Below are 20,382 nucleotides of genomic sequence, written 5' to 3' on the forward strand. Positions count from 1 at the left end.
ATTATTTATATGATATGGAAAGAAGAAGTTTCTTACAGTCTATAGGAATTATGGCGGGCGGAATGGCCATTAGTTTAAAGTCTAATGCCTTCACCAACCTTAAACATAGCAATACTATTTCGGGAAGTGTTACAAGTAATGGAAAGCCCCTAAAAAATGTGGTTATTTCAGACGGCTTTGAAGTGGTAGCGACCGATGCAAAAGGTAAATACACTTTACCATTAACTGACCGCTCAGAGTTTATCGTTTTGAGTACCCCTTCAGGATATGAGTTTGAAGTAGACAACGGGTATCTGGCAAAACAGCATGAGAATCTGGGAGCTAGAAATGAATACAATTTTAAATTGAAGAAGTTGTCCAAAGATGATACAAAACATCAGTTTATCATTTGGGCAGACCCTCAGGTAAAGACAAAAGGCGATGTAAAGCAAATGCTGGAAACATCTGTACCTGATGTGCAAGAACTGGTAAAAAGCATGGGTAAAGATGTGTTGGTTCATGGAATAACAGTTGGAGATATTGTTTGGGACAACCATAAATTGATACCAGATTATACAGAAGCAGTTAAAAGAATGGGAATACCATTTTTTCAAGCTCTGGGCAATCATGACATGGATTATAGACAAGGAGGAGATGAAACTTCCGATCGTACCTTTAAATCTAGTTACGGACCAACTTATTACTCTTTTAACAGAGGAAAGGCTCACTATGTAATTCTGGATGATGTGAGATATCTTGGAACAGAGCGAGAATATGACGGCTACATCGTACAAGAACAACTTGAATGGCTCAAGAAAGATTTAAAATATGTTCCCAAAGATCACCTGATAATAGTTTGTCTTCATATCCCCGTTCATAACTCAGTGAAAAATAACGAGGAATTGTATAATATTTTAGAGGGAAGAAAGGTACATATCATGTCTGGACATACACATTACAACAATAATTATCAGAAAAATGGAGTGTACGAACATGTCCATGGAACCGTATGCGGTGCCTGGTGGACAGGTCCGGTATGTGGAGACGGTGCGCCACGTGGATATGGTGTTTATGAAGTGAATGGGAATGAACTTTCCTGGTATTATAAACCAACAGGATTGGACAAAAGCTACCAGTATAGTTATGACATACAAGATCTGACTGCACAAAAAAGATTGATTGTAAATGTGTGGAACTGGGATGAGCAATGGAAAGTGGAATGGTGGGGAAATAATAAGTTTATGGGCATACTGGAACAAACCAAAGGATATGATCCACAGACGGTGCGTTTATATAAAGGTGATAAATTGCCGTCTTCAAGATCCTGGGTAGAACCTAAAAGAACCGAACATTTGTTTATGGCTCATATTGATCCGGGAGTTACTAGTATTAAAATTAAAGTGACAGACAGGTTCGGAAAAGTTTACGAAGGTGCTCATCAGTTATCATAGAGATTTAATATCTGGAATATATTTCTTGGACTTTTATATAATAGGGATGGACGTAAAAGTATAGATATATCAATCTGGAGATTAAGGTTATCTTTATTTGCAAAGAAATTTGTTGGTAATAACCTTAATTTTTTGGATTTAGGAAGTTTTTTTAAGATAAATTGCTATTTTCAAAAATCAAATTGTAACCAATGGAACATACAGAAAAAGATTCTTCTCGCAGGAAATTTATCAAATCAGGACTTATTGCTGCAGCTACCTTTTCAATCGTTCCCAGACATGTTCTGGGAGGAAAGAACTTTTTAGCTCCGAGTGACAAATTGTATGTTGCCGGTATTGGTACCGGAGGGAAGGGCTATTCCAATTTAAAAAATATTTATAATTCGGAAAAAGCTGTTATTTCTCATTTATGCGATGTGGATGATAGAAGGTCTGCTAAGACAAGAGAAGAGCACCCAAAGGCAAAATATTATCAGGACTGGCGGGAGCTTTTTGATAAAGACCATAAAAAGTTTGATGCCGTTTGTGTTTCAACACCTGATCATAATCATGCTGTTATTGCGTTAGGAGCAATGCAGTTGAAAAAACATGTTTTTGTAGAAAAGCCGTTAACACACGACATCTATGAGGCAAGGGTATTGAAAGATGCGGCAAAAAAATATAAAGTAATTACTCAAATGGGAAACCAGGGCGCATCTAATGATGGGCTTAGAAAAATGCAAGAATGGTTTGAAGCAGGAGTTTTAGGAGATATTCATACTGTTTATTGTTGGACGGATAGACCTGTTTGGCCACAAGGAATTCCTTGGTCCACAAATAAAGCCCAAATTCCGAAGGAATTAAATTGGGATTTATGGCTGGGAACTGCACAGTACCGGGATTATGTAGATAAAGTGGTTCCGTTTAATTGGCGCGGTTGGTGGGACTTTGGAACCGGTGCATTGGGAGATATGGGATGTCATTTGCTTGATGCGCCTTGTTCTGTATTGCATCTGCAAAGTCCATCGCAAGTGGAGGCAAGCGTGGGAACGGTATATGTTGATGAGTTTAAACGAGGATATTTTCCGGAAAGCTGTCCTCCATCAAGTCATGTTATTCTTACTTTCAACGAAACTCCAAGAAATAAAACAAAGCTAAAGCTTCACTGGATGGATGGTGGTATTAAACCAGAAAGACCGGAAGAACTAGATGCTAATGACAATTTTGGAGGAGGAAATGGAGCTTTGTTTATTGGTACAAAGGGTAAGATGATGTGCGGTACCTATAATGAGAACCCAAGATTAATACCGCTATCCAGAAACGCAGAAGTGAATGTTCCAGAAACTAAGAAGAGAGTTGAAGGCAGTACAGGGGGGCATTATAAACAATGGGTAGAAGCTTCTATTGCGGGTTTTGGCAAAGGAGAAGTAAGCTCTCCCTTTGAAACAGCGGCAGCGCTTACAGAATCGTTACTTATAGCAAACCTGGCGATAAGAGCCCATGATGTAGAGGTTCTGCAAAATGGTAAGAAAACATTCCCAGGAAGAAATATTAAATTAATTTGGGATGACGCCAATATGAGGGTAACCAATTTCGATGAAGTAAATCAGTTTGTAAAAAGAGAATACCGAGAAGGGTTCAAATTATTATAAAATAGCAATGAAAATGAATAGACGCGATGCGCTCGCAGCAGTAGGAGCTTTACTAGGGACAACCTTTATCAGTGAAGAACTATTTGCAGTATCGAAATTTGGCGGACAAACCGCATTAAAAACCAATGATCTTTTTTCTGCGAAAGATATTCAGCTTTTAGACGAGGTTGCGGATACAATAATTCCCGAAACTAAAACCCCGGGAGCAAAAGCTGCTAAAGTGGGTGAATTTATGGCATTAATGATTACCGATTGTTATACGCCAAATGTTAGGGACAATTTTATAAAAGGTCTTACTCAAATAAACGAAGAATCGAATACGATGTTTGGAAAGGCATTTCTTTCATGCTCTCCCGAAGAACGAAAAGTATTGTTGATTAAGTTGGACAAAGATCAGAAGGAAAATCAGCGAGCCAAGAAGCCGACTCACTATTTCAGATTGATGAAAGAATTAACTTTATTAGGCTATTTTACTTCTGAAATTGGAGGTACACAACAATTGACTTATGAGGAAGTTCCTGGAAAATATGAAGGATGTATTTCGTATAAAAAAGGAGATCCCGTATATTTAAACCCATAACCAAATTTTAAATGAACTATAAATTTATTGCTACTGCTTTTTTTATGGGTATTTTTCTATCCGTTAAGGCACAAGACACAAACGAACCACTGGGCAAACAACTGATATCAAAATCGGATTGTAAATCATGTCACACAGAAAAATCTAAATTAATAGGGCCGTCATATAAAGATATTGCGGCTAAATATCCGTCCAATTCCAAAAATATTTCATTATTAGCCGGAAAAGTAATAAAAGGAGGAGCAGGCGTTTGGGGTCAAATTCCTATGACACCACATCCGCAAATGAGTAAAAAAGATGCCGAAGAGATGGTGAAATATATTTTAACCATTAAATAGTTGTAACTATGAATACTTTAAGAAGAAGTTTTTTGATATGCCTTTCTTTGGTTTTATCGTTAAGTATATTGGCTAATGCAAAAACTCAACCAAGGGCTTATGGATTACAGCTTTATTCGTTAAGAAACGAGTTTGGTAAAAGAAGTGTAGAAGATATAATTTCACAAGTTTCCAAAGCAGGTTATTCTTTTGTAGAGCCTTATGGATATTCCAAAAAGAACGGTTTTTGGGGACTAAGCCCTAAAAACTTCAAGAAACTTCTGGACAAATACAAATTAACTACTCAGGGTGGGCATTACGAGTTTGGATTTTTGGAAAAAGGTACCATAGATCATGACGTATTAGAAGATTATATCAGTGTGGCGAAAACCTTAAATCAAAAATATATTATTGTTCCACATATAAATAAGAAGATTTTTGATTCGGAAGCGAAGGTTAAAGAGTTTGCCGGAAAATTGAAAGTAGTGTCTGAAATCTTCCGAAAAGCAGGATTGAAACTGGCTTATCATAACCACGATTTTGAATTTAATAATTTAGGTGGAAATACCGGTTATGAAATCTTATTAAAAGAATTGAAGTCTTCTGAAATGGAATTCGAAATAGATTTGTATTGGGCTGTCAGAGCCAATCAAAATATTGATGCTTTATTTAAAGAATACCCGGGCAGATTTACCATGTGGCACATAAAAGATATTCGGAAGTCTGATGAGACCAAGAATACCGAAATTGGAAATGGGACCATTGACTATAAGAAAATCCTGAAAGAAGCTAAGCTTGCAGGTTTGAAATATGCAATTGTAGAACAGGAAAATTTTGAAATAGATCCGTTCGAAAGTATCAACAGGAGCATAAAATATTTGAAAAGTATACAATAAAAAGTGCCAGAGGTTGTTTGAAGACAACCTCTTTTTTTTAACTGGTCTTACGTAAATTTGATGCATGTTTGTGAAGAAAATCATTTTGCTCATTGCTCCAATACTAATTTTAAGCAAGATTAGCTTTTCTTCAAATATAAATTTACAAAACACTATAGACGGAAAGCTTTTTTTAGATTCGCTTTTTAGTCACCAGGATGATGCTGCGTTGCTGGCCGACGAAATTCAAAATCTGCAAATCGATTTATCTTACTATCTTAAAAATCCATTGACCTTAAATGCATATCTAAGTTATTTTGGAAGTCTGGAGTATCGCTATAGTTTCCATTCTGTTCCAGAAAGGTTGTCATTTTATTCTTTACCTATTTTTTTGGATACAAAAGCTAAAATGCTGGAGTATTTGGCAGTTGAAGATTTCTTAAGCGCTAAAATCAGCTTTGCAAAACGGCATATTGAAGAAGCTTTGTTTGTGTATCAATTGAAAAGACAAGATCAGCAGGTTGCGGAAATGGCCATGTTTCTGTCGAAAATTTCTTTTTTAAGTAAAGAAGAAAAAGCGGCCTTTTTTAACAATTCTATTTCAATACGCGCTTATCAGCATGCTGATAATGAACTAATGTTGGTGAAAAGTCTTTTTTGGCAAGCAAACTTGCTGTATGAGGATAAACAATATAAAGCTGCGGAAGAGCTTCTGTTAAGACGGATTCTGATGAAGGTTTTTCATTTGGGCGATTCCAAATTAGAAATGGAAGCGTATTATCAACTTGGCAAAAACTATTTCAAGATGTCTAAAAAGACCGAGGCATTATGGTTCTTTTTACAATCACGAGAATTGGCGTTGAAGTTACACAATAAAGAAAGCGAGTTGAAAAATCTTTTGATGATTGCAAAATTGAAAGTTAAGGGAGGAAATCTTTCCCTGGCACTTTCCGATCTGAAATCGGCAGAAAATATTATCGTTACCTATCCGGAGTATGTAAATTACGATCTTGATTTATCCAGACAGTTTTCCGAATTATATCGCATTCTGGGGGCGAAAGATCAATCTCAGATTTATAGCCTTCGTTTTTCTCAGCTTAGAAAAGAATATATGAATTAAAGGGGACTTCCAACGGAAGGCATATCTTATTTTTTTATTTCCTGAAAAAGAGTTTGTTGTGATTTTATTCTTTTATTGGAAATACCGGAAAAAGCATCTGAATGTTATTTTTTCAATAAATTGATAAATCTATTGTATTTAATGAAAATAATACGCTCTTTTGCATCTCAAAATCGGCCTTAAGTGTCTGATGGATAAATGAAAATGAAACAACTACTTTTAAATATCTCTAAGGGTTACACCGCTACGAAAACGGTGAGCTTTCAGGTGTTGCTTTCTGAAATTTATACATCTATACGCATATTGCGACGAAGACCTCTTTTTGTTACCAGATCTTAATAGAGATTGGTAATATCTCAATTGTGCTTTTTCTGTTTGTTGTAAACAGTTTTTAAATCATTTTTTTATTTACTGATTAAAATCCCTTCGATGGATTTATCGATTTCTAAAAATGCACATTAACGATTTTAATATTCTTGTTGCCGGAGTTCAACATGTAGGTTTTGCACAAACTATTGTTGATGAAATGGAGGCCTCTGCAAAAGTTAGAGGAACCGGAATTGCCAAGCGTTCGCCGGAATATGTCGCCAATAAAATGTTGGAAGGTAAGGCCGTAATTGCTTTGCATAAAGACGGAACATGGGCAGGATTCTGTTATATTGAAACCTGGAGCCATGGAGAGTTTGTGGCAAATTCGGGTTTAATTGTAAATCCAATCTATAGAAAAGCAGGATTGGCTAAAGCAATTAAATTTAAGATTTTCGAATTGTCAAGACAAAAATATCCGGATGCAAAGATTTTTGGACTAACTACAGGATTGGCCGTAATGAAGATTAACTCGGAATTAGGGTACGAACCGGTGACTTATTCGCAGCTTTCACAGGATGATAACTTTTGGAAAGGATGTCAAAGTTGTGTAAATTACGACATTTTAATGTCTAAGAACAGACAAAACTGCATGTGTACTGCGATGCTTTACGATCCTGAAGACAAGAGAATTCAGGAAGAAGAACGCTTAAAAAAAATCACCAAAAAAGCCACTTTATTAGAGCGTATAGAAGCTAAGCTTCGTAACTCTTTAAAAATGGTAACTGTTAATTTGTTTAGAACCCAAAACGCATAATATAAAGATGAAGAAAAAAGTAGTTTTAGCTTTTAGTGGAGGATTAGATACCTCATTTTGCTGTATCTATTTGTCTAAAGATTTAGATTTAGAAGTACATTCTGTAATTGTAAATACTGGTGGATTTTCTGATCAGGAATTAAAAGAGATTGAAGAGAGAGCTTATAGCTTAGGTGTTGCTTCTCATCATGCAGTTGATGCGGTTAAAGGGTATTATGACGATTATTTAAAATATTTGATTTTTGGAAACGTATTGAAAAACAATACTTATCCGCTTTCTGTAAGTGCAGAGCGTGTTACACAAGCCACTGCAATTGCAAATTATGCAAAAGAAATCAATGCGGATTTTGTAGCACATGGATCCACTGGTGCTGGTAACGATCAGGTGCGTTTTGATATGATATTCAATATCCTGATCCCGAAAGTAGGAATCATTACACCTATACGTGATTTAAAATTGAGTCGTGAAGCCGAGATTGAATATTTGCATTCTCATGGTGTGAATATCAATGCGGAAAAAGCGAAATACTCGATCAATAAGGGTATTTGGGGAACTTCTGTTGGAGGCAAGGAGACTTTATCTTCCAGAGGCGTTTTACCAGAAGAGGCGTGGCCAACACAAGTAACCAAAACAGGTCAGGAAGAAGTGGAGCTGGAATTTGTGAAGGGGGAATTGGTCGCGGTTAATGGAACAAAATATAGCCATCCGACAGAAGCTATTTCAGTTTTACAGGAAATTGTTGCTCCTTATGGAATTGGAAGGGATATCCACGTAGGTGATACGATTATTGGTATAAAAGGTCGCGTTGGATTTGAAGCAGCGGCGCCAGTGGTGATTATTAAAGCGCACCATGCTTTAGAAAAACATACATTAACCAAATGGCAGCTTTCCTGGAAAGACCAATTGGCGATGTTTTACGGAAACTGGATGCATGAAGGGCAATTTCATGATCCGGTAATGAGAGATATCGAAGCTTTTTTCATTAACTCACAAAAAACCGTTTCTGGAAAAGTTTATGTTCAATTATATCCATACCGATTTGTGGTAGAGGGAATTGAGTCTGACCATGATTTAATGAGCAGCAAATATGGTACTTACGGAGAAATGAATGAAGGTTATACTGGCGATGATGTGAAAGGTTTCTCTAAAATATTTGGTAACCAAGTGTCTATTTGGCACAAAGTGAATGAAGCAAAGGGCTAAAAGTGCCAAAGGCATCCCTTCAGGGCAAAATGCTTGAGGCATTGGACGTAGAAATATATAGTAGTTTAGGGCGGTAAGTTCTAACCAACGGACAACTATCAACGAACAAACTAAAAAAATGGAAAAAATTAAAGCTGGAATTATTGGAGGTGCCGGATATACCGGGGGTGAACTTTTAAGAATATTGGTAAACCATGCGAAAGTAGAAATTGCTTTTGTACATAGTAACAGTAATGCCGGAAATTTAATTTCAGACGTTCATACTGATTTATTTGGGGATACAGATTTAAGATTCACCGATGTGATTTCGCAGGATATAGATGTCTTGTTCCTTTGCGTTGGTCATGGTGATGCGAGAAAATTCCTGGAAGCTAATCCGATAAATGATGCCATAAAGATTATTGATTTATCTCAGGACTTTCGTTTAAAGGCTAAAAGCCAAAAGCCAAAAGCGGAAAGCAATGGACAGGAAAATCAGCCTTCAGCTTTAAGTGTTAAGCCTTCGGCCTTTGTGTACGGTTTGCCGGAGCTGAACAAAGAATCAATAAAGAAGGCTCATAATATCGCTAATCCGGGTTGTTTTGCTACTTGTATACAATTGGCATTATTGCCTTTGGCAAAAGCTGGGAAACTGAATAATGAAGTGCACATTGCTGCGACAACGGGGTCTACTGGAGCTGGACAAAAGCCCACTGCGACGAGCCATTTTAGCTGGAGAAACAACAATCTTTCGGTTTATAAAGCTTTTGAACATCAGCATTTGAATGAAATAGGTGAGAGCTTACATCAGTTACAACCGGATTTCGATAAAGCCGTCAATTTTATCCCTTACCGGGGAGATTTTGCCCGAGGCATTATGGCCTCTGTTTATTTAGAAACCGATTTGACTCTGGAAGAAGCAGAGAAAATCTACGAAGACTTTTACGCCGATGCGCCATTTACGCATGTCAGTAAGCAAAATATAGATTTAAAACAAGTCGTAAATACCAATAAATGCTTACTGCATTTAGAGAAACACGGCAACAAATTGATGATTTTGTCTATTACAGACAATTTGTTGAAAGGCGCTTCTGGTCAGGCAGTACAAAATATGAACCTGATGTTTGGTTTTGATGAGAAGGAAGGATTGAGATTGAAAGCGGTTAATTTTTAAGTTGAAGGTTTAAAGTTAAAAGTGGAAAGTTGCAAAATTATAAAGACCTTTTAGTTTGGAGTAAATCGCATGAGCTGGTTCTAGAAGTCTACAGGCTTACAAAAGATTTTCCCAAAGAGGAAACTTTTGGATTAGTAAGTCAGTTGAGACGAGCAGCGGTATCTATCCCAACAAATATAGCTGAAGGGTCTGGTAGATTCACGCAAAAGGATTTTGCTTCATTTCTGCAAATATCGTTAGGGTCTTGCCAAGAAGTAGAATATCTTGTATTCTTAGCTATTGAACTTAAACTTATAACTGAAACTGACTTTGAGCTTATTAATAAATTAATTGGCGAAAACAAGGCAATGCTTATTGCATTAATCAAGAAAGTCAGACTTTAAACTCTGAACTTTCTACTTTAAACTATTAAAAAAATGAAACTATTCGACGTATACCCAATAAATGATATAGAAATTGTAAAAGGCCAGGGAAGCCTTGTTTGGGACAATAATGGTCAGGAATATTTAGATTTATACGGTGGTCACGCTGTAATATCTATTGGACATACTCATCCTCATTATGTATCGAGGATTACAGAACAATTGAATAAAATCGGATTTTATTCAAACTCTATCAGAATTCCTTTGCAAGAACAATTGGCAGAGAAATTAGGAAAGGTTTCCGGAAAAGAAGATTATCAGCTTTTCTTGTGTAATTCGGGAGCAGAAGCGAATGAGAATGCATTTAAATTAGCCTCTTTTGCTAATGAAAGAAAGAAAATCATAGCATTTTCCAAAGCATTTCACGGACGTACATCTTTGGCGGTTTCTGCAACGGATAATCCAAAAATTATAGCTCCTGTTAATGAAACAGATAATGTAGTTTTCTTGCCTCATAATGATATTGAAGCATTGAATAAAGCTTTCGCTGATTTTGGAAATGAGATTTCTTCAGTTGTTATTGAAGGCATACAAGGTGTAGGCGGAATAAGAGTCGCTGATGTTGAGTTCTTGAAAACCATCCGTTCTTTGTGCGACGAGTATGGCGCTTATTATATCGCCGATTCTATACAGTGTGGATATGGAAGGAGCGGAAAGTTCTTTTCACATGATTATGCAGGGGTAGATGCAGATATTTATACTATGGCAAAAGGAATGGGAAATGGTTTTCCTATAGGTGGAATAATCATTTCGCCAAAACTGAAACCTTGGCATGGCATGTTAGGTACAACTTTCGGCGGAAATCACCTGGCATGTGCGGCGGCGTTGGCGGTATTAGAGGTTTTCGAGAAGAATCAATTGATAAAAAATGCCGAAGAGGTAGGTAATTATCTGATCACAGAATTAAGGAAAATCGACAAGATAAAAGAAGTGCGTGGTTTAGGTTTAATGATTGGTGTTGAACTCCCTGAAGAATTAAGCGAGGCAAGAAAGAAACTGCTTTTTGAAGAGCATATATTTACAGGGGAAGCCAAACCAAATGTAATCAGACTATTGCCGGCGCTTAATTTGACAAAAGAACATGCCGACAGATTCTTAACCGCATTAAAAAAAGTAATTGAATAAAATATAAATATAAAAAAATGGCAAAGCTAGTTTTTATCAGCTCATAAAATATGGAAGATAAAAACTAGCTTTGTTCGTAAATATTAATACCAAATTTTGATTATATAGATCATACCAAAAATTTTAAAGACCATGAAACTATTCTCTTCTGTACACGATGTTAATGATTTAAATCAACTGGTATCAGAAGCTATCCAGCTTAAAGCATCTCCGTTCGCATTCGAAAATCTGGGAAAACATAAAACCATCGGTTTGATTTTCCTGAATCCTAGTTTAAGAACCCGGTTAAGTACTCAAAAAGCCGCAATGAATTTAGGAATGCAGGTAATGGTGATGAATATGGATAAAGAAGGTTGGGCTTTGGAAACTAGAGACGGTGTGATTATGAACGGCACCACTGTTGAACATATTCGCGAAGCTGCGGGTGTAATGGGGGAATATTGTGATATCATCGGTATTCGTTCTTTCCCGGGGCTAAAAGACAGAGAAGAAGATTATTCAGAGCTGATTTTTAATAAGTTCGTTCAGTTTGCAGGCTGTCCGATTGTAAGTTTGGAATCAGCTACCAGGCATCCTTTGCAAAGTTTGGCTGACGTGATCACGATAGAAGAGTTGAAAAAGACGACAAAACCAAAAGTCGTTTTAACATGGGCTCCGCATGTGAAGCCTTTGCCTCAAGCGGTAGCGAACTCATTTGCCGAGTGGATGAATAAAGCCGATTACGAATTTGTGATTACCCATCCGGAAGGATACGATTTGGCACCAGAATTTGTTGGAAATGCTATGGTTACCAATAATCAGGACGAAGCTTTGGCCGGAGCCGATTTTGTTTATGTGAAAAACTGGTCGTCTTATAACGATTACGGTAAGATATTGACTGAAGGTGAGGGATGGATGCTGACTAACGAAAAATTAAAGCTGACGAATAATGCAGGTGTAATGCATTGTTTACCCGTAAGAAGAGGGTTGGAGCTTTCGCATGAAATCCTTGATGGACCAAATTCATTGGTGCTTAATCAGGCCAATAACCGAGTTTGGGCTGCTCAGGCTGTTTTAAAACAAATGCTGGAGGGGAAATAATGAAACCACTTTGGATTATCAAAATCGGTGGAAATGTCATCGATAACCCAGAAGCATTAGATTCTTTTTTAAAAGACTTTTCTGCGTTGGATGGTGCAAAAGTACTCATCCACGGAGGCGGTAAAATAGCCACACAAATAGCTAAAGGTTTAGGTGTGGAAACCCAAATGGTAAATGGCCGTAGAATCACAGACGCAGAAATGCTGAAAATTGTGACTATGGTTTATGGTGGTTTGGTAAATAAAAATGTGGTAGCTAAGCTTCAGGCAAACGGGACCAATGCAATTGGGATGACGGGAGCAGATGGAAATGTCATTAAAGCCATAAAACGTCCGGTAAAAGAAGTGGACTTTGGATTTGTTGGAGATTTAACAGAAACTTCAATTAACGATACTACTTTGTCGCAGATTTTAGAAGCAGGTTTAATCCCTGTTTTTGCAGCGTTAACGCATGATGGAAATGGACAGATATTAAATACAAATGCAGATACTATTGCTTCTGCACTAGCTGTTGGCCTTTCTTCCCGATATGAAACTAAGTTAATTTACTGTTTCGAAAAAAATGGAGTGCTAACCGATATAAACAATGACGATTCGGTAATTGCCAAGATAAATCCAGCTTATTTTGAAGAGCTAACTCAACAAGGAATAATAGCTGATGGCATGCTACCAAAGCTCCAAAATGCATTCGCTGCAATTTCTAATGGTGTAAAAGAGGTTTATATTGGAAATGCAGGCAAATTATCGGATATTAATCAGGGCAAGGACTTTGGAACTTGTTTGTCTTTATAATGATAATATGGCACGGAATATTTTTATTGTATTTTTAGTACTGCTGGGTATAGATCTAAGTGCTCAAACAAAATTATCTGACATCAAGGATATCCGTCTGGTTTTTCCTGTAACCTACATTTCGGAAATTCAGAAAGGAAATAAAGCGCAATATAATGATTCCTTATCCTTAATTTCGGCACAATTGATTGATAGTATTATTGAGAATTACAATATCGATATCACAGAAAAAAGTAACTTATTAGAAGGTAAGACAAGGGTTCAGTATGAAAAAGATGTTGTTGATTTATCGAAGGCTAGTTCTAAATTAAAAAATTTAGAAGAAATTTTAATCCCAGAAAGCCTTTTGGCTGAACTACGAAAAAGCACCAAAAAACATCATTTACTAATATTTTCTTCCGGAGTTACAAGGGCTAAGGGAAATTATGGAAAAGAAGTTGGAAAGGGCGTTGCTATGGGGATCTTGACAATGGGAATGTATTATCAGGTTCCTATAAAAGGGAATTCGAACGTTCATGCTTTTTTAATAGATAGTGAAAGCGGGAAAGTGCTTTTTTATAAAAAATCTTTTATTCAGGACAGGGATCCATTAGAACCCAAAGTACTGGAGAAACAATTTAAAGCTTTGTTGAAAGAAAATGCTTCTCTAAAACAAAACAGTTAATCATGTCAAACAAAAGTTCAATAGCCATTTTAGGCACCGGAAATATGGGAGCGTATATTGCGCTTGGTTTATCCAAATCGGGAATGTGCGATCCTGCATCCATTACCCTAACCAGAAGGAATTTGGATGCTTTGGCAGAATATAAATCTCAAGGATTTAATATCAGCAACGATAATGTCGCAGCAGCTAAAGAAGCGAATATTATTATTTTAGGCGTATTACCTCAGCAATTGAATGAAGTTTTGGATCAGATTGCTCCGGTAGTTGATGAATCAAAGCATTTGATTGTCTCAATTATTAGCGGAGTATCTTCGGTTGATATTCAAAAAAAGCTGAACAAAAATATAGAAGTCATCAGGGTGATGCCTAATACTGCGATTGCAATAAATCAGTCTATGACATGTATCGCGGGAGACCATGCAAGCAAGGAAAACATAGAATTGGTAAAAAACATATTTAGTACAGTTGGTGTGGCTATGGTAATCAAAGAAGATTTAATGCCGGCCGCGACAGCACTTTGTTCCAGTGGGATTGCTTTTTTCTTAAGAACAATAAGAGCAGCAACTGAAGCTGGTGTTCAGATGGGGTTTCATTCTCATGAGGCGTTGGAAATGGCATCTCAAACGGTTAAAGGAGCTGCTGATTTACTGATCCAATTAGGAGGACATCCGGAAGTTCAGATAGATAGGGTTACTTCTCCTAAAGGCTGTACAATAGCAGGATTAAATGAAATGGAACATAATGGATTTAGTTCTGCTTTGATAAAAGGAATAACATTAGCGGGGCAAAAAGCGGGAAACTTATTAAGTCAAGATAAATAATTAGAAATGTCTGTAGATAATTTGTTCGAAGATGCGTTTCAGCTGTTAAAGCAGATGATCGCAATACCTTCATTTAGCAAAGAAGAAGATAAAACGGCTGACTTGATTCAGGCTTTTTTAATCGAAAGAGGAATTACACCGCATAGAAAAGGAAATAATCTGTGGGTTTTCAATAGGTATTTTGATGCTTCTAAACCTACTATTCTTTTAAATTCGCATCACGATACAGTAAAACCAAATAAAGGGTATACGAAAGATCCATTCAATCCCGAAGTTTCGGAAGACGGAAAGTTATATGGTTTGGGAAGTAACGATGCGGGAGGCTGTTTGGTTTCATTAATTGCTACTTTCAGGCATTTTTATGATAGAGAAGATCTGAAATACAATTTTGTTTTGGCCGCTACGGCTGAAGAAGAAAACTCGGGTAAAGGTGGTTTGGAATCTATTATTCCAGATTTAGGAGAGTGCAGTTTTGCCATTGTAGGCGAACCAACTCAGATGCACCTGGCAGTAGCCGAAAAGGGTTTGATGGTTTTGGATTGTCATGCAAGAGGAAAAGCCGGGCATGCCGCCAGAGATGAAGGAGAAAATGCTTTGTATAAAGCTCTGAAAGATATTCATTGGTTTAAAGACTATCAGTTTGAAAAGGTGTCTCCTACCTTAGGACCTATAAAAATGTCGGTAACTGTAATCAATACAGGGACTCAGCAACATAATGTCGTGCCAGATCTTTGTTCTTTTGTAGTTGATGTAAGGGTTACAGATACTTATACCAACGAAGAGGTTTTGGATGTTATTGAACAACATGTAGATTGCGAGGTAGTGCCAAGATCTATTCGCTTAAAGCCATCGTCAATTCCGATGGATCATCCGATAGTTCAGTACGGAATTTCTTTAGGAAGACAAACTTATGGTTCTCCAACAACCTCAGATCAGTCTTTATTAAATATCCCATCCTTAAAATGTGGACCTGGTGATTCAGCCAGATCTCATACCGCAGATGAGTTTATTTATGTGGATGAAATTAGAGATGGAATAGAGATGTATATCAAGTTATTGGAAGGAATTAATTGATTTACGAAGGACAAATTACGATTTTAGAATTGGATTTGCATGATGTCCTTGCTAATCTTGATTCTGAGATCTAAATAAAATGACAAAAGAAGAATTAATATCAAGATTTAGAGATTTTGCAATAGCAAATGCAGAACTGATAGCTTCTTTGCCATTTAATATTATTAATAAAAACTACAGCAATCAATTAATTAGATGCAGTAGCTCTTCCAGTGCAAATTACAGGGCGGCTTGTAGAGCAAAATCAACAGCTGATTTTATCAATAAATTAAAAATTGTTGAAGAGGAATTAGATGAAACACTTCATTTTCTGGATTTATTGAAGCATTTTAATAATGACTTATCTAGAGAAATAGCCGAATTAGAAAAGGAAGGAAATGAACTGTTATCTATTATAGTGTCGGCAATTAATACAATCAGAAATAAAATAAAAACATAACGAATTTTTATACTAAAGATTTGAGGTTTAGATTTGCCCTTTGAAGAATGCGTAAATCGTAAATCGTAAATCGTAAATCGTAATTAAGCATGAAACTGTGGCAAAAAAACACATCGGTAAATAATCAGGTAGAAGTATTCACGGTTGGTCAGGACAGGGAAATGGACTTGTTTTTGGCTGCTTTTGATGTACTTGGTTCTTTAGCCCATACGAGAATGTTAAATAGCATTGGTCTTTTAGACGATGCGGATTTAGCATTGGTACAAAGGGAACTGAAGAATATTTATCAGCAAATTGCCGATGGAAAATTTATCATAGAAGAAGGGGTAGAAGATGTGCACTCTCAAGTGGAGCTATTGTTGACTCAGAGAGTAGGAGATGCAGGAAAGAAAATACATAGCGGGCGTTCCAGAAACGATCAAGTGCTGGTGGATTTGAAATTGTTTTTCAGACATCAGATCGAAGAATTGGTTAAATCTTCAAAAGAACTTTTTGATCTTTTGATAGAGTTAGCGGAAATACACAAAGACAAATTATTGCCAGGTTACACACATTTGCAGATTGCTATGCCATCATCTTTTGGACTTTGGTTTGGTGCTTACGCAGAAAGTTTAATAGATGATCTGGAGCTTATGCTAGGCGCTTTTAAAGTGACCAATAAAAATCCATTAGGTTCGGCTGCAGGTTATGGTTCATCGTTTCCTTTAAACCGTCAAATGACAACGGATTTATTAGGTTTCGAATGTTTAAACTATAATGTGGTTTATGCGCAAATGGGACGTGGTAAAACAGAAAGAATTTTGGCACAAGCAATGTCTTCTATCGCGGCAACGCTTAATAGAATGGCTATGGATGCTTGTCTGTTCATGAATCAAAACTTTGGCTTTATTAGTTTTCCTGATGAACTGACAACGGGTTCAAGCATTATGCCACACAAGAAAAATCCTGATGTTTGGGAGTTGATCAGAGGAAGAAGTAACCAGTTGCAAGCTTTGCCGAACACAATTTCTATGTTAACAACGAATCTTCCATCAGGTTACCATAGAGATATGCAACTTTTGAAAGAGAATCTTTTCCCTGCTTTCCAAAGTTTAATGAGTTGTTTAGATATGGCCAAATTGATGTTGAAGAATATCAAAATCAAGGAAAATATCTTAGATGATGAAAAATACACTTATTTATTTAGCGTTGAAGTTGTGAATAACCTCGTGTTAGAAGGTCTGCCTTTCCGTGAAGCTTATAAAAAGGTAGGTTTGGACATTGAGGCAGGACAGTTTAAGACAGACAGAAAAGTAAATCATACTCACGAAGGAAGTATAGGAAATTTGAATTTGAAAGAAGTGAAAACAGCAATGGAAAAACTTCAGGCGCAATTCAACTTTAATAAAATAGAAAAAGCAATTCAGAATTTAGTTCGTTAGTTGTCATTGCGAACAAAGTGAAGCAATCTTTTCTAGGGTTGCCTAATTAAAAGATTGCTTCGTACCTCGCAATGACAAAGTGAGTTATTATATAAAAAATTAGAATGAAAGTATCCGTATTAGCATCAACCTTAATTGGTTCAGAAATTATAAAAATTGCAGGTGAAGTAAATGAGATGAAAAGCAAAGGAGTACAAGTTGCCAATTTAACTATTGGTGATTTTGATTCTAATGTTTATCCAATTCCTCAGGAACTAAAGCAATATATAGTTGATGCTTATGCAGAAAATCAAACAAATTATCCTCCCGCCGATGGTGTAATGGCTTTACGCGAAAGTGTATCCCGTTTCCTAAAAGACAGAATGGGATTGGATTATGCTGCAAAAAACGAAATCCTGATTTCCGGAGGATCAAGGCCGTTGATTTACGGTACTTTTTTATCAATTGTAGACCCGGGAGATAAGGTGATTTTTCCAATACCATCCTGGAATAATAATCACTATGCACATTTGCTTTCCGCAGATGCCGTTGCTTTACCCGTAAGTGCGGAAAATAATTTTTTGCCTACAGCAGCAGACCTGACTCCTCATGTAAAAGGAGCAACTTTGATTGCAGTTTGTTCTCCATTAAATCCGACGGGGACGATGTTCAGCGAACCTGCTTTGAAGGAAATCTGTCAGCTTATAGTTGACGAGAATAAATCTCGTAAGGAAGGTGAGAAACCGCTTTATTTGATGTATGATCAAATGTACGCACATTTGACCTACGGAGAGCATGAACATGTGAATCCGGTCTCATTAATGCCGGAAATGAGAGATTATACCATTTTTATAGATGGCAGTTCTAAATGTTTTGCCGCAACCGGAGTAAGGGTTGGCTGGGGATTTGGGCCGGCAGAGGTAATGGATAAAATGAAAGCGATTATAGGGCATATGGGAGCTTGGGCGCCAAAGGCAGAGCAAGTTGCTATGGCTAAATATCTTGACCAAAAGGACGCAGTAAATACTTTTCTGGCGTCTTTCAAAGCTAAAATTAAATTAAGTTTAGATGCACTTTATGAAGGTATTATAAGCTTAAAAAACGAAGGTTTTGCTGTGGATGCTATTGAACCAATGGGTGCCTTATACCTAAGTCTGAAAATAGACTATTTAGGGAAAACTACCCCAGATGGGCAGTTACTTCAAAAATCAACCGACTTGAATTTTTATTTAATCAGAGAGGCTAACGTGGCTTTAGTTCCGTTTTCTTCTTTCGGTACTAATGATATGTGTTGGTTTAGAGCGTCGGTAGGTGCCTGTTCCAGGGAGGAAATTGTCTCTAAGTTGCCTGCTTTGAGGGAGGCTTTGAGTAAGTTGGCTTAGAAAGTAAGTTAGTCTTTTATTAAACGATGAAATAGTGACTCTCCTATTTTTATATAATCAATAATAAGCCTTTTTTGGTTATTATCTTGGGAGAAGGTCTCAATTTATCGAGAAATGAATAATCGATGTAAGCCTAGGAATATTGAAGTTCTCAATATTTAGTTTGTTGATGGCACCATGTTTTTGAATTGATTATCAATGCTTATTGGATGTCTATGGAAGGTTAGTCTAAGGAAAGCCTCTTAAATAATTTAACTCCTCTCTCAGTTAGATGAGTATGGTTCATATCATACAAATTGCAGATATGAGGGGTAATAAAAAGATTCAATCTTGAGATATACTGTTTAAAATAAATCCACTTTCTTTTTTAGATATTTGAACTAAAATACGTTTCATGAAATTTCCCGTTATTCCAGGATTTGATGCTAATGCCTTCCAGAAATATTTAAAAAACACAGGTTTTCTTTTGGTTGGAAAGGTAGGGAGCCTTATAATAAAAATGTTGGTTGGTTTTGCGGTTGCCAACTATTTGGGAAAAGCACAAAATGGTATCTTGAACTATGCCAATTCCTTTGTAATCGTTTTTCTTGCAATTGCAGCTTTGGGGTTGGACCAATTTGTAGTTAGAGAATTTGTTAAAAATGAAGAAAAAAAGGAGACGATATTAGGAACCTCCGTAAGGCTCAAATTATTAGGAGTTTTATTGATTTTGCCTTTAATTTATTGTATTTACCCACTATACAGTAATCCTCAAACTCCTGTGGAATATGTTTTGATCGTCGCATTAACGGGTTTCTTCCAAGCTTTTAATGTGTTGGATTCATTTTACCAGGCTCAGGTTAAAGCAAAGAATATTATGATAGTGAATATTGTAGCAAATATACTTTCTGCTATTTTAAAACTATTATTTATATTCTTACACCTACCCATTATATGGTTTATATGGGCGTTTGTTATTGATGCAGCATTGTTAAGTATTGGTTATTGTTCAATTTACCGAAAAAAAGAAGGAAGCATTTTTGACTGGCACTTTAATAAGAAACTGGCCAGAAATCTACTAAGTAAATCATGGCCGTTAATGTTCTCTGCCGTTTTGGTTAGTATTTATATGAAAATAGATCAGCTGATGATTGGAAGAATGCTTGGAGAGGATTCGTTGGGTATTTATTCAACCGTAGTACCACTGAGTGAAGCCTGGTATTTTGTTCCAATTGCTATTGTGTCATCCGTTTTTCCAGCTATTATAACTGCTAAGAAACAAAATGAGCAACGTTATCAAAAGCGTTTACAGAATCTTTATGATCTTATGGTGCTGATTTCGGTATTAATAGCATTGATGGTTTCTATTTTAGCGCCTTATATTTATAAAATAGCTTATAAACCGGAGTATTTTTCTGGAGCTAGTGTTTTGTCTATTCACGTGTGGGCAGGTGTTTTTGTTTTTTTAGGTTCTGCAAGTGGACAATTCTTAATCAACGAAGGCTATACTAATATTTCACTGTACAGAACAGCAATTGGGGCTGCGGTTAACATCTGTTTGAATTTGTTGCTATTGCCTTTAATAGGAATTAAAGGCGCTGCTTGGGCAAGTTTGATCGCATATGCCTGTGCGACCTTTACAATCTTCCTCTTTAGGAATTCTAGAAAACAAGGTTTGATGATGTTGAAATCTCTATTTTTTATTTCTTTATTCCAACAGGCTATAAATTGGAGAAGAAATAAAATAAATTCTTAGTTTTATTCGTTAGTTA

Annotated in this window: 20 protein-coding genes; all 20 read left to right on the top strand. The window is 36.5% G+C overall.

The annotated features are described in order from the left end of the window. Positions 1–14: 14 nt before the first annotated feature. The gene (locus PEDSA_RS15980) at positions 15–1,430 is read left to right on the top strand and encodes a calcineurin-like phosphoesterase C-terminal domain-containing protein (RefSeq protein ID WP_013634201.1); all 1,416 of its coding nucleotides are present in this window, start codon (positions 15–17) and stop codon (positions 1,428–1,430) included. Positions 1,431–1,621: 191 nt separating this feature from the next. Continuing rightward, positions 1,622–3,061, top strand: coding sequence for a Gfo/Idh/MocA family protein (locus tag PEDSA_RS15985; protein WP_013634202.1), 1,440 nt, complete (start codon positions 1,622–1,624; stop codon positions 3,059–3,061). Between the two features lie 7 nt (positions 3,062–3,068). Continuing rightward, entirely contained in the window at positions 3,069–3,641 is a 573-nt protein-coding gene (locus PEDSA_RS15990; protein WP_013634203.1) for a gluconate 2-dehydrogenase subunit 3 family protein, read from the top strand. An 11-nt stretch (positions 3,642–3,652) separates the two neighbouring features. Further along, on the top strand, positions 3,653–3,979 hold the full coding sequence (locus tag PEDSA_RS15995) for a c-type cytochrome (protein WP_013634204.1): 327 nt from the start codon (positions 3,653–3,655) through the stop codon (positions 3,977–3,979). Positions 3,980–3,987: 8 nt separating this feature from the next. Then, positions 3,988–4,854 (top strand): sugar phosphate isomerase/epimerase family protein, encoded by an 867-nt coding sequence (locus PEDSA_RS16000; protein WP_013634205.1) that lies wholly within the window; start codon positions 3,988–3,990, stop codon positions 4,852–4,854. A 70-nt stretch (positions 4,855–4,924) separates the two neighbouring features. Beyond that, on the top strand, positions 4,925–5,953 hold the full coding sequence (locus tag PEDSA_RS16005; protein WP_148233546.1) for a hypothetical protein: 1,029 nt from the start codon (positions 4,925–4,927) through the stop codon (positions 5,951–5,953). Between the two features lie 451 nt (positions 5,954–6,404). Continuing rightward, on the top strand, positions 6,405–7,076 hold the full coding sequence (locus PEDSA_RS16010) for an N-acetyltransferase (RefSeq protein WP_013634207.1): 672 nt from the start codon (positions 6,405–6,407) through the stop codon (positions 7,074–7,076). A gap of 7 nt (positions 7,077–7,083) precedes the next feature. Next, positions 7,084–8,280, top strand: a complete 1,197-nt coding sequence (locus tag PEDSA_RS16015) for an argininosuccinate synthase (RefSeq protein ID WP_013634208.1) — start codon at positions 7,084–7,086, stop codon at positions 8,278–8,280. Between the two features lie 118 nt (positions 8,281–8,398). Continuing rightward, the gene (gene argC, locus PEDSA_RS16020; protein WP_013634209.1) at positions 8,399–9,433 is read left to right on the top strand and encodes an N-acetyl-gamma-glutamyl-phosphate reductase; all 1,035 of its coding nucleotides are present in this window, start codon (positions 8,399–8,401) and stop codon (positions 9,431–9,433) included. Between the two features lie 29 nt (positions 9,434–9,462). Then, complete coding sequence (locus PEDSA_RS16025) at positions 9,463–9,816, top strand: four helix bundle protein (protein ID WP_013634210.1); 354 nt, start codon at positions 9,463–9,465, stop codon at positions 9,814–9,816. A gap of 33 nt (positions 9,817–9,849) precedes the next feature. Next, positions 9,850–10,980, top strand: coding sequence for an aspartate aminotransferase family protein (locus PEDSA_RS16030; protein ID WP_013634211.1), 1,131 nt, complete (start codon positions 9,850–9,852; stop codon positions 10,978–10,980). Between the two features lie 132 nt (positions 10,981–11,112). After that, a complete protein-coding gene (locus PEDSA_RS16035; RefSeq protein WP_013634212.1) occupies positions 11,113–12,060 on the top strand; it encodes a Rossmann-fold NAD(P)-binding domain-containing protein in 948 nt (315 codons plus the stop codon). Next, a complete protein-coding gene (argB, locus tag PEDSA_RS16040) occupies positions 12,060–12,851 on the top strand; it encodes an acetylglutamate kinase (RefSeq protein ID WP_013634213.1) in 792 nt (263 codons plus the stop codon). The genes PEDSA_RS16035 and argB overlap by 1 nt, the downstream gene beginning before the upstream one ends. A gap of 7 nt (positions 12,852–12,858) precedes the next feature. Beyond that, positions 12,859–13,515 carry a hypothetical protein gene (locus tag PEDSA_RS16045; protein WP_041537119.1) on the top strand — a complete coding sequence of 219 codons (657 nt, stop codon included), beginning with the start codon at positions 12,859–12,861 and terminating at the stop codon, positions 13,513–13,515. A gap of 2 nt (positions 13,516–13,517) precedes the next feature. Beyond that, positions 13,518–14,336: a pyrroline-5-carboxylate reductase gene (gene proC, locus PEDSA_RS16050; RefSeq protein WP_013634215.1), complete on the top strand. Its 819-nt coding sequence runs from the start codon at positions 13,518–13,520 to the stop codon at positions 14,334–14,336. Between the two features lie 6 nt (positions 14,337–14,342). Further along, positions 14,343–15,410 (top strand): M20 family metallo-hydrolase, encoded by a 1,068-nt coding sequence (locus PEDSA_RS16055; RefSeq protein ID WP_013634216.1) that lies wholly within the window; start codon positions 14,343–14,345, stop codon positions 15,408–15,410. 79 nt (positions 15,411–15,489) lie between these two features. Beyond that, a complete protein-coding gene (locus PEDSA_RS16060; protein ID WP_013634217.1) occupies positions 15,490–15,849 on the top strand; it encodes a four helix bundle protein in 360 nt (119 codons plus the stop codon). A gap of 89 nt (positions 15,850–15,938) precedes the next feature. Then, positions 15,939–17,270, top strand: a complete 1,332-nt coding sequence (gene argH, locus PEDSA_RS16065; RefSeq protein ID WP_013634218.1) for an argininosuccinate lyase — start codon at positions 15,939–15,941, stop codon at positions 17,268–17,270. 104 nt (positions 17,271–17,374) lie between these two features. Further along, a complete protein-coding gene (locus tag PEDSA_RS16070; protein ID WP_013634219.1) occupies positions 17,375–18,631 on the top strand; it encodes a pyridoxal phosphate-dependent aminotransferase in 1,257 nt (418 codons plus the stop codon). A gap of 394 nt (positions 18,632–19,025) precedes the next feature. Beyond that, positions 19,026–20,366, top strand: coding sequence for a flippase (locus PEDSA_RS16075; protein ID WP_013634220.1), 1,341 nt, complete (start codon positions 19,026–19,028; stop codon positions 20,364–20,366). The last annotated feature ends 16 nt before the right edge of the window (positions 20,367–20,382 follow it).

This window comes from Pseudopedobacter saltans DSM 12145, from assembly GCF_000190735.1.
Lineage (GTDB): Bacteria > Bacteroidota > Bacteroidia > Sphingobacteriales > Sphingobacteriaceae > Pseudopedobacter > Pseudopedobacter saltans.

Excerpts from the sequence above, each read along its gene's own strand:
- PEDSA_RS15980 (WP_013634201.1), top strand. The coding sequence starts at position 15 with ATGGAAAGAAGAAGTTTCTTACAGTCTATAGGAATTATGGCGGGCGGA.
- PEDSA_RS15985 (WP_013634202.1), top strand. The coding sequence starts at position 1,622 with ATGGAACATACAGAAAAAGATTCTTCTCGCAGGAAATTTATCAAATCA.
- PEDSA_RS15990 (WP_013634203.1), top strand. The coding sequence starts at position 3,069 with ATGAAAATGAATAGACGCGATGCGCTCGCAGCAGTAGGAGCTTTACTA.
- PEDSA_RS15995 (WP_013634204.1), top strand. The coding sequence starts at position 3,653 with ATGAACTATAAATTTATTGCTACTGCTTTTTTTATGGGTATTTTTCTA.
- PEDSA_RS16000 (WP_013634205.1), top strand. The coding sequence starts at position 3,988 with ATGAATACTTTAAGAAGAAGTTTTTTGATATGCCTTTCTTTGGTTTTA.
- PEDSA_RS16010 (WP_013634207.1), top strand. The coding sequence starts at position 6,405 with ATGCACATTAACGATTTTAATATTCTTGTTGCCGGAGTTCAACATGTA.
- PEDSA_RS16015 (WP_013634208.1), top strand. The coding sequence starts at position 7,084 with ATGAAGAAAAAAGTAGTTTTAGCTTTTAGTGGAGGATTAGATACCTCA.
- argC (WP_013634209.1), top strand. The coding sequence starts at position 8,399 with ATGGAAAAAATTAAAGCTGGAATTATTGGAGGTGCCGGATATACCGGG.
- PEDSA_RS16030 (WP_013634211.1), top strand. The coding sequence starts at position 9,850 with ATGAAACTATTCGACGTATACCCAATAAATGATATAGAAATTGTAAAA.
- PEDSA_RS16035 (WP_013634212.1), top strand. The coding sequence starts at position 11,113 with ATGAAACTATTCTCTTCTGTACACGATGTTAATGATTTAAATCAACTG.
- argB (WP_013634213.1), top strand. The coding sequence starts at position 12,060 with ATGAAACCACTTTGGATTATCAAAATCGGTGGAAATGTCATCGATAAC.
- PEDSA_RS16045 (WP_041537119.1), top strand. The coding sequence starts at position 12,859 with ATGGCACGGAATATTTTTATTGTATTTTTAGTACTGCTGGGTATAGAT.
- proC (WP_013634215.1), top strand. The coding sequence starts at position 13,518 with ATGTCAAACAAAAGTTCAATAGCCATTTTAGGCACCGGAAATATGGGA.
- PEDSA_RS16055 (WP_013634216.1), top strand. The coding sequence starts at position 14,343 with ATGTCTGTAGATAATTTGTTCGAAGATGCGTTTCAGCTGTTAAAGCAG.
- PEDSA_RS16060 (WP_013634217.1), top strand. The coding sequence starts at position 15,490 with ATGACAAAAGAAGAATTAATATCAAGATTTAGAGATTTTGCAATAGCA.
- argH (WP_013634218.1), top strand. The coding sequence starts at position 15,939 with ATGAAACTGTGGCAAAAAAACACATCGGTAAATAATCAGGTAGAAGTA.
- PEDSA_RS16070 (WP_013634219.1), top strand. The coding sequence starts at position 17,375 with ATGAAAGTATCCGTATTAGCATCAACCTTAATTGGTTCAGAAATTATA.
- PEDSA_RS16075 (WP_013634220.1), top strand. The coding sequence starts at position 19,026 with ATGAAATTTCCCGTTATTCCAGGATTTGATGCTAATGCCTTCCAGAAA.